The organism is Bradyrhizobium sp. DN3, from assembly GCF_041357655.1.
Lineage (GTDB): Bacteria > Pseudomonadota > Alphaproteobacteria > Rhizobiales > Xanthobacteraceae > Bradyrhizobium.
On the sequence record NZ_JAULLN010000046.1, the window covers coordinates 24,700 to 36,423 of the forward strand.

Below are 11,724 nucleotides of genomic sequence, written 5' to 3' on the forward strand. Positions count from 1 at the left end.
ACAGATAAGATGGAGCGAAAAGCATTTCCGGGGGCTGGTATGTGGCTTAAGTCATTTGTCGTTGCGTCTTTGTTGCACGTGGGTGTCGTCAGCGTCGCGCATGCGGCGGGACCGTTCGGCTCCGTCAATGTCGGCAACTGGATCGGCGGCGCCTTCAGCAATGACGAGACGGGAGCGTTCTCGCATTGTGCGGCCACCGCGCCTTACGCCAACGGGGTGAGTCTCGTCGTCGCGCAGAATGCGGCCGGCTCCTGGCTTCTGAGCCTTGCCAGCCCCGGCTTTCGCTTCAACAAGGGCGATACCGCGCCCGTCGACTTCATCTTCGACGGCCAGGAGCAGGCCAGGTTGTTTGCGACCTCCAACGCCCCCAACATGGTGACGACCATCCTGCCCCTCAATGTCGCTCGCACCTTCCAGAAGGCAAGCCTGATGGTAGTGACGACCAACGGCAGCAAGCCACTCCAGTTCGTGTTGACGTCGACGGCAGCCATGGTCGCGGCGCTGGCGAACTGCGTCACGCGCGTGAAGGCGGACGGGCTCAGCAAGGCCGGGGACTTCACCAAGGGTACAGCGAAGCCAGCGGCCACAGCGGACAAGCAGGCACCACCGCCGGCCAGCAAGTCCGCCAAGTCCAAGAGCGGCACCGGCTTCGTGGTCAGCGCCAATGGGCACATCGTCACGAACAACCATGTGATCGAGGGTTGCAGCGACCTCAAGGGCAATCTCACGGGCGAGGCCGCAATGGTGTTGCGCGTCGTGTCGAGCGATGCAAACAACGATCTGGCCCTCTTGCAGGCGCCGTCGACAGCGACGTTCAAGGAGTTTGCCAGGATTCGCGACCGCTCGATCCGCTCCGGCGATTCCGTCGTCGCGATCGGCTTTCCCTATCACGGGCTGCTGAGCTCGGACTTCACCGTGACCACCGGTATCGTGAGCTCGCTCAGTGGCATGCGCAACGATTCGCGTTTCCTGCAGATCAGCGCGCCCGTGCAGCCCGGCAATAGCGGAGGCCCGCTGTTCGACACCACCGGGCAGGTCGTGGGTGTGGTCACCGGAAAGCTCGACAATCTGCGGATCGCGGTCGCAACCGGGAACATCCCCGAAAACATCAACTTCGCCATCAAGACCGGCGCGCTGCGCGACTTCCTCGACAATTCCGTGGTGCCCTACCAGACCGCCGAGCCGAAGAGCGAGCTCAAGACGACCGACATCGCCGGCAACGCCCGGCCCTATACGATGCTGATCTCGTGCAACGCGACCGAACAGGCCGACGCGAAGCGGTGAAAGCGGGCACCGACCGCGCCGAACCTCTGACGTCGTCCTGGCGAAAGCCAGGACCCATTACCCCAACCAGGGGTTTGGCGAAGATTGGTCGTTCGGTACGACAACCGAGCGCCATCGATAGATTCCGCGGTATGGGTCCTGGCCTTCGCCAGGACGACATCGAGAAACGAACCGCTCCCCTCACCCGTGGCAGCACGCCTCCTTCGTCGCCTCCGGTTCGTACTGGTCGCGCAGGCGAACCCAGTCCATCGGATAGGGCAAGCCGTCCTCGTGACGGCCGAGCGGCGTGAGGTCGAGGTACTGATAAGCGGCATTCATCATATCGAGGCCGCGGGCGAAACATGAGTAGGTGTGGAAGATCTCGCCGGCCTCGTTGCGAAAGAACACGCTGATGCCGGGCAACTCGGGGCCGTAGAATGGCGTGGTGCCGAAATTGTATTTCGGCACGCCCTTGTCGATCTGCTCGGGTGTGAACGAGACTTCGTAATCGTAGTTGAAGTCGTTGCTTCCCGAGGAGACCCAGTCGAAAGTCCAGCCCATCCGCTTCTTGAATGCGTCGAGCTTGGCAACAGGCGCGAGCGAGATCGCAACCATGCTGGTGTCGCGCGCGGCCAGATGCGGCACCATGCGCTCGAAACCGTCGGCCCAGAACGAGCAGCTCTTGCAGGCGGCGTCCCATTCCGGTGCGAACATCACGTGCTGCACCACGAGCTGCGGCCGACCCTTGAAGAGATCGCCGAGCGTCAGCTTGCCGTTCGGTCCGTCGAACTCGTAGTCCTTGTCGACCTTGACCCAGGGCAATGCACGGCGCTCCTCGGCCAGACGCTCGCGGGCCGCGGTGAGCTCCTTCTCATGCGCGAGATGAGCCTTGCGGGCGGCGATCCATTGCTCGCGCGAGACGATCTGATGTTGCTGCATGGTGTCCTCCTCTGATCTGGATCAGGCGACGAAGGCATCGAGCTTGTCGAAGAACGAGCTCCAGCCGCGCAAATGGTTGTCGCGGGCGGTTTCGTCGAAGAATTGGGCGTGATGGAAGACCATCAAGGTGCCGCCGCTGTCTGGCTTCAGCGTGATCGTCACCAGCGATTCGCGCTCCGGCGTCGAATGCCAGGCCCAGGTGAACACCAGCCGCTCGTTCGGCACGACGTCGCGATAGGTACCGCCGGCCTCGAAATATTCGCCGTCATCACGGGTGAAGCTGATGCGAAAGCTGCCGCCGGTGCGGACGTCGAGCTCGGCTCGAACCGTCGCAGGCTTCATGTTCGGCGGCCCGAACCATTGCGCTAGCTGCTCGGCTTGCGTCCAGGCCGCGTAGACCTTTTCCGGCCGCGCGCGGAGCCGGCGCGTGAGCGTGAGGCTTGGGCGTTCCGTTGGGCGCTCGGCGGCGCTGAGATCGGCGTTGACGGCTGCGTTGGCCATGTCTCTTCCTCCACGAAGGCAGCAAGGCGATCGAGATTGTCGGACCAGAATTGCGCGTAGCGATTGAGCCAGTTCATCGCCTGCTCCATCGGCTGCGCGGTGAGCCGGCAGGCGACCGTGCGCCCGGTCTTCTCCCGCACGATCAGGCCCGCATCCGTGAGCACGTCGAGATGCTTCATGATCGCCGGCAGCGAGATCGGGAACGGTGCGGCCAGCTCGCTCACCGACAGGCTGTCCTGCTCGCCGAGCCGTGCCAGCAGGGCACGCCGCGTCGGGTCGGATAGCGCCGCAAAGGTCCGGTCCAGCGTCTCGTCTTGATACTTAACCATTAGGTTTAGTATAAGCGCGAACGCGGATGCGTCAAGCCCGAACCTCCGCACGCGGTTCTGCACGAGCGCGTGATCAGGCAGCGGGTCAGTGGGGAACGTGGGTTGCGCTAGTATGGCGCGGCGGCGCGCGTGCGGCGGTGCACTCGCGGCTGAGGTTGCATCTGGCCGTAGCCCAAGCGAGGATTGCGACCGCAGTACAACAGCCGGCCGGAGATGCTGGCCTGGCACTGCTCATAGGTGCTGTAGGCGCATTCGCCGGGATAGTCGTACTCGCCGCCTTGCGCGCACCAGGGATAGTCGCGCGCGGCGGCTGGGGGAATGGTGGCGAAACTGCCAAGGACCGTCACGCCAAGCGTCAGCAGCGCCAATTGGGTGTTGCGCATGATCCAACTCCTCTCTTGCTGGCGTCAGATACGCCACCATCCTCACGAGGTTTCGTCGCGCCGGTTTATTCCAGATCAAGTGTATCGCGCGCGCAAGAAAAAAGCCCTGCCGAACGGCAGGGCTCCAATCGCGCTCATCACAAGATCGCTACTCGACCTTCAGGCCGGCGAACTCGACGACCTTCTTCCACTTCTCGGTCTCGGCCTTGATCTCCTCGCCGAACGCCTCGGGCGTCTGTACCCGCGGCTCGCCGCCGAGCTCGACCAGACGCTTGGCCATGTCGGGCTCCTTCATCAGCGTGTTGATCTCGCTGTTGAGCTTGGCGATGATCTCCTTCGGCGTGTTCTTCGGCGCGCCCATGCCAAACAGCGCGCTGGCCTCATAGCCCTTGACGGTCTCGGCGATCGGCTGCACGTCGGGCAATTGCGGCGAGCGTTCCGTGGTGGTGACGCCGATTGCACGCAAGCTGCCGGAGCGGATGTGCTGGATGATCGAGGGCATGTTGTCGAAGATCACCTGCACTTGGCCGCCGAGCATGTCGGTGATCGCGGGCGCCGCGCCGCGATAGGGCACGTGCTGCATCTTGCAGCCGGTCATGGCCATGAACATCTCGCCGGATAGATGCACCGAGGTGCCGTTGCCGGACGAGGCCATGTTCACCTTGCCGGGATTGGCCTTCACATATTCGATGAACTCGGCGACGTTCTTGGCCGGCACGTCCTTGTTCACGGTCATCACGTTCGGCACGCGCTGGAACGAGGCGACCGGCGCGATGTCGCGCACGAAGTTGAACTTCAGGTTGGCGTAGAGCGAGGCGTTGATGTAGTTGGCCGGGTTGACCAGCTGCAGCGTGTAGCCATCGGGCTCGGCGTTGATGACCGATTCGGTGGCGATATTGTTGCCGGCGCCCGGCTTGTTCTCGACCACGAATTGCTGGCCGAGCCTTTCCGACAGCCGCTGGCCGAGCAGCCGCGCCAGGATGTCGGTGGCCCCGCCCGGCGGATAGCCGACCACCCATTTCACCGGACGGGCCGGATAATCGGCGGCAAGGGCCTTGGACAGCGGGGTGGCTGCAAGCGGACTGGCGGCGAGCAGGCCCAGCGCGGTACGGCGAGTGATCATCTCAAGGGTTCTCCCAGTGTTGTTCTTGAAGGCCGGATATCTTGTAAAATGTCGTCGGCGGGGCTTGTAACAAAGCTTGGCTCAGGCGGAAAGTGCACGGGGCGCATCACGACGAAAGGATGAGACATGCCGGTCAAGGTCGAGGCTCTCGATCATCTCGTGATCAACGTCGCCGACGTTGCGGCCACCGCGGAGTGGTACCGCAAGATTCTCGGCATGGAAGTCAAGGTGTTCGACCCCGGCGGCGGCAAAGCGCCGCGGACTTCGCTACAATTCGGTAACCAGAAGATCAACGTGCGGCCGCGCGATGGCGACAAGGTGGAGTGGTTCACCGCGGACCACCCAACCGCCGGCAGCGAGGATCTGTGCTTCCTCACCTCCTCCGCTCCCGAAGAGGTGGTGGCGCATCTGCAGGCCCATGGCGTCGCGATCGAGGAAGGGCCGGGCTCGAGGCAGGGCGCCCGCGGCACGCTGCGCTCGGTGTATTGCCGGGATCCCGATGGCAGCCTGATCGAGATCTCGTCGTACGAGGATTAGGGCCTGACCGGCCGGCCCCAAGCACCGTCATTGCGAGCCAACGGGTCCGCGCGAAGCGCGGCCCGATGACAGGCTCCGCGAAGCAATCCAGACTGCTTCCGCCGGAACAGCCTGGATTGCTTCGTCGCAAGGGCTCCTCGCAATGACGGAGGAGAGAGCGGGCGGCCCCACGCCATTTGCTTCCCGCGCCATCGGGTGGCAGGAAGACGCAATAATCCAGAGACAGCCGCCAGCAAGATGCAGGCTGCACGGGAGGACACATGCCCATTCAACAGACCGCCGCCGGAATCGTGGGCCCTTTCGACGGGCTCGACGTGCCCTGGCTGCTGAAGCTGCGCGCCGAGGTGCGCAGCTCACATCCGTTCCTGATCTGGGCGCCGTTCGATGCGCCGGCGCGACGCTGGAGCTATGGCGAGTTTCACGAGCGGGTCGGCGCCCTCGCGGCGGGCCTCGCAAGGCGCGGCGTCAGGCGGGGCGAATATGTGCTCATCCATCTCGACAACTGCATCGAGGCGATGCTGGCGTGGTTCGCCTGTGTCGAGCTCGGGGCCGTCGCGGTGACCACCAACACCCGCTCGGCGCCGGCCGAGATCGCGTACTTCGCCGATCATTGCGGCGCGGTCGCCGCGATCACGCAGCCGGCCTATGCGGAAGTTGTCGCGCAGAACTGCCGCAACATAAGCTGGATGGCGGTGACCTCGCACGATGCGGGCACAGCGCCGGCGCAAGCGGTCGCGCGCGGCGACAGTTTCGAATCCCTGTTCACTGAGAGCGCGGATCGCCCCAGGCGCGCCACCGATCCGCTCGCGCCGTGCAGCGTGCAATACACCTCGGGCACGACGTCGCGCCCCAAGGCGGTGCTGTGGACCCACGCCAATGCGCTGTGGGGCGCCAAGATCAACGCCGCGCACGAAGACCTTCATGCCGGCGACGTGCACCAGACCTATCTGCCGCTGTTCCACACCAACGCGCTGGCCTATTCCATGCTGGCGACGCTGTGGGTCGGCGGATCTTGCGTGATCCAGCCGCGCTTCTCCGCCAGCCGGTTCTGGCGCGTCGCGCGCGAGCACGGCTCGACCTGGACCTCGACGATTCCGTTCTGCATGAAGGCGCTGCTCGAGCAGGAGATCCCGAACGACCACAAATTCCGCCTGTGGGGCAGTGCGATCAACGAGCCGCCGGCCTTCGCCGCGTTCGGCGTCAAGATCATCGGCTGGTGGGGCATGACCGAGACCATCACCCACGGCATCGTCGGCGAGGTCGATCAGCCCAACATACCGATGTCGATCGGCCGCGCGGCGAGCGAATATCAGATCCGCATCACCGACGACGACGGCCGGCCGACGGACGTCGGCGGCACCGGCAATCTCTCGATCAAGGGCATCCCCGGCCTGTCGCTGTTCGCCGGATATCTGCACAATGAGAAGGCGACGCGCGAGAGTTTCGACGAGCACGGCTTCTTCCTCACCGGCGACCGCGTCGAACGGCTTCAGAATGGCTACATCAAGTTCGGCGACCGCGCCAAGGACATGCTGAAGGTCGGCGGCGAGAACGTCGCGGCTTCCGAGATCGAGCAGGTGATCGCGCTCGTTCCCGGCGTGCGCGAGGCCGCGGTGGTGGCGAAGACGCATCCGATGCTGGACGAGGTGCCGGTCGTCTTCATCATCCCGCAGGGCGGCGTCGCGGGTGCTGCGCCCGACCTGCATGATCGCGTGATGGCGGCCTGCCGCGCCGGCCTTGCCGACTTCAAGGTGCCGCGCGAGATCAGGCTCGTCGACGACATGCCGCGCTCGACGCTGGAGAAGGTGGCGAAGGCGGAGCTAAGGAAGATGGTGGGGTGAGGCGCGCTGCCTCCCCAACGTCGTCCCGGCGAAGGCCGGGACCCATAACCACAAGGAGCAGTTTGGCGACGGCTCGTAGTTCGGGACTTCCGTCGTGCCCGTTACCTAAATCACGCGGTATGGGTCCCGGCCTTCGCCGGGACGACACCGGGAGCGCAGCGCCGTCAAATCAGCGGCGGCACCGACCTAAAACGCCCCCAGCGCCACCGGGCGGAACGCCTGCAACAGCTGCTGGTCGAGCTTGCCGCCCATGCCTTCCATCATCGTGAACGCACGCGCGTGGGTGAAGGGCATGCGGTAGGCACGCTTCTCCACCAGGGCGGCGTAGATGTCGACGATCGTCGTCAGCCGCACGATGTCGCTGATCTGGTTCGACGACAGGCCGTTGGGATAGCCCGAGCCGTCGAGGAATTCGTGGTGATGCAGGATGACGTCGAGCATCTCCGGCGGGAAGCCGCCTTGCGCGGCGAGCGCGTCATAGCCGCGGCGCGGATGCTGGCGGACCTCGGCCATCTCCTCGTCGGTGAGCTTGCCGGGCTTGTCGAGCAGCGCGGAGGGAACGAAGGCCTTGCCGACGTCGTGCAGCAGCGCGGCGCGGGTCAGGCGGCGCTGGTCGTCCTCGCGCATGCCGAGATGCTGGGCGAAGGCGACGGCGAAACCGGTGACGAACAGGCAGTGCCGATAGCTGCCGACATGGTGGCAGCCGACCGTGGTGAGCCATTCGCGCAGCGAGGAGTGCTTGATCGCCTTCAGGATCTTGCTCTCGGCGGCAATGACGTCGTCGAAGGTCAGAGGCACGCCGAGCGGCAGCTTCTCGAACATCTTGGCCAGGACCGCATGCGCCGCCTCGACGCCGCGGTTGAGCGTCTTGCCGCGATCGGTCGCGTCATAGACGGCGGTGTCCGGGAAGGCGGAGCGGATGCGCTGAAGGATGGCGTCCGCCTGCAGCGGGCGCGAGATGGTGTCGGTGGCGCCCAGCGCCCAGGCCTGCATGGTGCCGTGATGGAGGGCATCGGCGAGCACGAACAGCCGCGGCATCGACCGATAGGCATCGCCGCGCAGCTTGTTGCGCACCCGCTGCACGCTCTCGGGCGAGCGCAAATTGATGTCGACGACGAGGCCGGAGAGATCGCGCGACGGCTTCTCGGGAATGTCCTGGGTCGTGACCGTCGACACCTCGCCGACCGCTTTCAGGATGCTGACGAGCTCGCTGCTCTCGTCGCTCCGGTCGGAGGCGAGCAGAAGCCGGCGTTTGGCGGCGGGTTTGGCTGAGGCGTTCATGAACTTCCCCAAAAGGAACCGAGAGCACGAGTATTGGCCTTAAGCCTAAGCCGGATCAGGTTCTCTGGCCCTTAAGAGGCGTGCTCAATGGAACCCTGCGGAATTGAGTGCAATTTGAGGGATTTCCGCTGTGGGCGGGTTTCAAACAAAAAGTCGAAAAACAACCCCATGCACAGTAGCCGGTCATTGATAACAAAGAGAATTTTTAACCCTACAGTCTCCGTCATGGCCGGGCTTGTCCCGGCCATCCACGTCTTGCCCGCGGCACGCAGAACGTGGATGCCCGGGACAAGCCCGGGCATGACGGCGAGTTATAGAGATGCAGGGGACCCCAAAGGAAATCCGCCGGAGGTTGCCCTCCGGCGGACCATCTTATGCAGCCTTGTCGAGCAGCCTGCCCCGCCTCACGCCTTCATGCTCGCCTTCACGGCTTCGGCCGTGATCGGTAGCGCCCGGACCCGGGCGCCGGAGGCGTTGAAGATGGCGTTGCCGATGGCAGGCGCGACCACCGTCACTGCGGGCTCGCCGACGCCGGTGGCCTTCTCGCCATTGGCAATCACGGCGACAGCGACCTCGGGCGTCTGGCTCATGCGCAAGGGCGTGTAGCTGTCGAAATTGGTCTGCTCGATGCCACCGTCCTTGAGTGTCGCCTTCTCGTACATCGCCAGCGACAGGCCCCACAGCGCCGCGCCCTCGACCTGGGCGCGGATGTTGTCGGGATGTACCTGGGTGCCGACGTCGGTTGCGACCGTGAGCTTCTTCACGGTCACCGCGCCCGACGGCGCCACCGCGACATGGGCGACACACGCCGTCCAGCTCGCACTCGCCCGTTCCTGCGATGAGACGCAGGCCACGCCCATGCCTTCTCCCTTGGGGAGTTGCTTGGTGCCGTAGCCGGACAACCCCATCGCGGCGAGCAGCGTGTTGCGCAGCCGCTGCGCGCCGCCGTCGTTCTTGCCCGCGCCATCGAGCAGCGAGATGCGGAACTGCGCCGGATCCTTGCCCGCCGCCGCCGCGATCTCGTCGATCATGCTTTCGACCGCCCAGAAGGTCCAACCCGGCGCCACCGAACGGAGCTGGCCGGACGGCGTGGCGTTGTGCGCGAGCTCGTTCTTGATCGCGCGCACATAGTGGTTGGGCACGGTGTAGAAGAAGTCGGCCCCGTTCACCGTGAAGGAATCGAGCGGACCTTTCTTGTCGACCGACGGCGTCAGGAAGTCGGGGATTCCCCAGCGCGCGGTCGGCCAGGCCGAGACCACGTCGTGGCTGATCGCAATGAGCTTGCCATCGCCGTCCACGCCAGCCTTGACCTTTTGATAGGTGAGCGGACGCGAGAAATCCATCGTCATGTCGTTCTCGCGCGAGTAGATCACCTTCACCGGCTTGCCGACCGCCTTCGCCGCCTGCACCGCCGGAATCATCATGTCGGCATCGAGCCTGCGGCCGAAGCCGCCGCCGAGCCACATCTGGTGCATGACCACGAATTTCGGATCGATCCCGGCTGCGCCTGCCGCGATTGCGCCAGAGCGCGTCGCGAACTGGTTGCCGGAATAGATGTGCAGGATCTCGCCCTTGAACTCCGCCGTCGCGTTCATCGGCTCCAGCGGCGCGTGGATGTTGATGCTGGTGGTGTATTCCGCCTCCAGCACTTTCGCCGCCGAGCCGAACGCGGCGTTGGGATCGCCGTCCTTGACGAAGAACTGGCCGGAATCCTCCAGCTTCTGAAGCCGCATGGCTTCATCGAGCAACGACTGGCTCGACAGCTTGGCGTTTGGACCGCCGTCATAGGCGATCTTCAGCGCCTGCGCCGCCTTCTTGGCATTGGCGTAGGTGCTGGCCACCGCGACGACCCAGCCCGACGTCGTTCCGGTCTTGTCGTCGAGCGTGACGGCCTTGATGAAGCCCGGCACCTTCTTGGCGCCGCTGTCGTCGACCGATTTCACCGTGGCGCCGAAGCGCACCGGCGGCGTGACCACCGCGCCATAGGCCATGCCCGGCAGCATCACGTCGATGCCGTACTTGGTCGTGCCGTTGGTCTTGGAGGGGATGTCGAGCTGCGGCACCGAGACGCCGATCATGGTGTATTGATCCGGCGTCTTCAGCTTGATCGCCTTGAGCTCATCCGGCGTGAAGGTTTTCGTCGCCTTGCCGCTCTTGACGATTTCGGCAAAGCTCATGTGCTTCTTCGACTTCGGATGCGAGACCACGGAATCGCGCACCACGAGCTCGCTGGCCGGCACACCCATCGCGGCGGCCGCGCCTTCCGTCAGTGCCATGCGGCCCGCGGCGCCGGCGCGGCTCATGGCGTCAAAGTTCATCATGGTCGACCAGCTGCCGCCGGTGATCTGCGCGCCCAGCACGGGATCGTTGAACTTCGGATCGTTGGAGGCAAGTGCGACGCGCATGTCGCTCCATTTCGCGCCCAACTCCTCGCAGACGATCTGCGCCATGGTGGAGGCGATGTGCTGGCCCATGTCGGCCTTGCCGCAGGTCACGGTGACGAGACCATCCGGCGAGATCGCGTACCAGACGCTCGGCTCGAAATTGGCCGGCGCCGCAGCCGCCGCAGAATCGATGCCGGGCACGCCGGCATAGCCGAGCACCAGGCCGGTGGCGGCGGTGCCGACCAGGAAGGAGCGGCGGCTGAGATCGGTCGTCTCGGGGGTAATGTTCTTCACATGCTCGTTCATGTGGGCCTCCGCTCGCTGGAGGTGGCGGACGCGGTGCGCATCTCGGATGCGGCGCGCATGATCGCCTTCTGGATCCGCGAATAGGTCATGCAACGGCAGAGATTGCCGTCCATATGCGCCACGACCTCTTCCTTGGTTGGATTGGGATTCTTCGCAAGCAGCGAGGCCGCCTGCATGATCTGCCCGGACTGGCAGTAGCCGCATTGCGGCACCTGCTCGGCGATCCACGCCTTCTGCAAGGGATGATCGCCCTTGGCGGACAGGCCTTCGATGGTGGTGATCTTCTTGCCGGCGACGTCGCCGACCATGGTCTGGCACGAACGCACGGCTTCGCCGTTGACGTGCACGGTGCAGGCGCCGCACAGCCCGGCACCGCAGCCGAACTTGGTGCCGGTCATCTGCAATTGCTCGCGGATCGCCCAGAGGAGCGGCGTGTCGTTCGCCGCATCCACGGACAGACTCCGCCCGTTGATGGTGAGAGTTGGCATAGGCGTCTTCCCCTGCCGGTGCATGAAGCCGCTTACGGCGGCAACTTGTCTAGCGGACGCCCACCGGGCTGGCGTCCCGCCTTGGCGGCAAGCATGATTGGGTTCACGTGCGGAGGCAAATGCAATTTTGAATTGATCGAAAAAACCAGCTCTGCACTTGCTCGTTGTGCGCCGCGCCAACGGCGCCGACACAGCCACTGGACACAACAGCACGTGCGCCAGACATGCGTGCCATCGCATTCAGGCAGTTTCTTCGAGGTAACTTGGCAAAGTAGAATGCTGCCAACGGCGAACCTTACCCTCCCCTGGAGGGGGAGGGTCGATCGCGCGCAGCGCGAGCGGGGTGGGG

The 11,724-nt window shown here is 64.7% G+C and carries 10 protein-coding genes and 1 pseudogene; 3 read left to right on the forward strand and 8 right to left on the reverse strand.

Features of this window, described 5'->3' with window-relative positions; all coding sequences use genetic code 11:
* Positions 1–39: 39 nt before the first annotated feature.
* Positions 40–1,284, forward strand: a complete 1,245-nt coding sequence (locus AAE027_RS37165) for a S1C family serine protease (RefSeq protein ID WP_370990818.1) — start codon at positions 40–42, stop codon at positions 1,282–1,284.
* 180 nt (positions 1,285–1,464) lie between these two features.
* Here AAE027_RS37165 and AAE027_RS37170 read toward each other — a convergent pair whose 3' ends face one another.
* The 5 genes and pseudogenes from AAE027_RS37170 to AAE027_RS37190 all read right to left on the reverse strand — a co-directional run bounded on the left by AAE027_RS37170 (position 1,465) and on the right by AAE027_RS37190 (position 4,538).
* Positions 1,465–2,202, reverse strand: a complete 738-nt coding sequence (locus tag AAE027_RS37170; protein ID WP_370990817.1) for a DUF899 domain-containing protein — start codon at positions 2,200–2,202, stop codon at positions 1,465–1,467.
* Positions 2,203–2,223: 21 nt separating this feature from the next.
* Positions 2,224–2,556, reverse strand: a pseudogene (locus tag AAE027_RS37175) (SRPBCC family protein); the annotation flags it as partial.
* 11 nt (positions 2,557–2,567) lie between these two features.
* Entirely contained in the window at positions 2,568–3,032 is a 465-nt protein-coding gene (locus tag AAE027_RS37180) for an ArsR/SmtB family transcription factor (protein ID WP_370990816.1), read from the reverse strand.
* Positions 3,033–3,139: 107 nt separating this feature from the next.
* Entirely contained in the window at positions 3,140–3,415 is a 276-nt protein-coding gene (locus AAE027_RS37185; RefSeq protein ID WP_370990815.1) for a DUF3551 domain-containing protein, read from the reverse strand.
* A 148-nt stretch (positions 3,416–3,563) separates the two neighbouring features.
* Positions 3,564–4,538 carry a Bug family tripartite tricarboxylate transporter substrate binding protein gene (locus tag AAE027_RS37190; protein WP_370990814.1) on the reverse strand — a complete coding sequence of 325 codons (975 nt, stop codon included), beginning with the start codon at positions 4,536–4,538 and terminating at the stop codon, positions 3,564–3,566.
* Between the two features lie 126 nt (positions 4,539–4,664).
* Here AAE027_RS37190 and AAE027_RS37195 point away from each other — a divergent pair, with 126 nt between their 5' ends.
* Positions 4,665–5,075: a VOC family protein gene (locus AAE027_RS37195; protein ID WP_370990813.1), complete on the forward strand. Its 411-nt coding sequence runs from the start codon at positions 4,665–4,667 to the stop codon at positions 5,073–5,075.
* 260 nt (positions 5,076–5,335) lie between these two features.
* Entirely contained in the window at positions 5,336–6,916 is a 1,581-nt protein-coding gene (locus tag AAE027_RS37200; RefSeq protein ID WP_370990812.1) for an AMP-binding protein, read from the forward strand.
* 186 nt (positions 6,917–7,102) lie between these two features.
* On the opposite strand, the gene AAE027_RS37205 is transcribed toward AAE027_RS37200, so the two are convergent.
* The 3 genes from AAE027_RS37205 to AAE027_RS37215 form a co-directional block, all read right to left on the reverse strand.
* Entirely contained in the window at positions 7,103–8,197 is a 1,095-nt protein-coding gene (locus tag AAE027_RS37205; protein WP_370990811.1) for an HD-GYP domain-containing protein, read from the reverse strand.
* Positions 8,198–8,601: 404 nt separating this feature from the next.
* On the reverse strand, positions 8,602–10,887 hold the full coding sequence (locus AAE027_RS37210; RefSeq protein ID WP_370990810.1) for a xanthine dehydrogenase family protein molybdopterin-binding subunit: 2,286 nt from the start codon (positions 10,885–10,887) through the stop codon (positions 8,602–8,604).
* On the reverse strand, positions 10,884–11,375 hold the full coding sequence (locus AAE027_RS37215) for a (2Fe-2S)-binding protein (RefSeq protein WP_036002624.1): 492 nt from the start codon (positions 11,373–11,375) through the stop codon (positions 10,884–10,886). Before AAE027_RS37215 ends, AAE027_RS37210 begins: the two co-directional genes overlap by 4 nt.
* Positions 11,376–11,724 lie beyond the last annotated feature (349 nt).

Bases quoted from the DNA above. Each gene is read 5' to 3' on its own strand.
- AAE027_RS37165 (WP_370990818.1), top strand. From the start codon at position 40: ATGTGGCTTAAGTCATTTGTCGTTGCGTCTTTGTTGCACGTGGGTGTC.
- AAE027_RS37170 (WP_370990817.1), bottom strand. From the start codon at position 2,202: ATGCAGCAACATCAGATCGTCTCGCGCGAGCAATGGATCGCCGCCCGC.
- AAE027_RS37180 (WP_370990816.1), bottom strand. From the start codon at position 3,032: ATGGTTAAGTATCAAGACGAGACGCTGGACCGGACCTTTGCGGCGCTA.
- AAE027_RS37185 (WP_370990815.1), bottom strand. From the start codon at position 3,415: ATGCGCAACACCCAATTGGCGCTGCTGACGCTTGGCGTGACGGTCCTT.
- AAE027_RS37190 (WP_370990814.1), bottom strand. From the start codon at position 4,538: ATGATCACTCGCCGTACCGCGCTGGGCCTGCTCGCCGCCAGTCCGCTT.
- AAE027_RS37195 (WP_370990813.1), top strand. From the start codon at position 4,665: ATGCCGGTCAAGGTCGAGGCTCTCGATCATCTCGTGATCAACGTCGCC.
- AAE027_RS37200 (WP_370990812.1), top strand. From the start codon at position 5,336: ATGCCCATTCAACAGACCGCCGCCGGAATCGTGGGCCCTTTCGACGGG.
- AAE027_RS37205 (WP_370990811.1), bottom strand. From the start codon at position 8,197: ATGAACGCCTCAGCCAAACCCGCCGCCAAACGCCGGCTTCTGCTCGCC.
- AAE027_RS37210 (WP_370990810.1), bottom strand. From the start codon at position 10,887: ATGAACGAGCATGTGAAGAACATTACCCCCGAGACGACCGATCTCAGC.
- AAE027_RS37215 (WP_036002624.1), bottom strand. From the start codon at position 11,375: ATGCCAACTCTCACCATCAACGGGCGGAGTCTGTCCGTGGATGCGGCG.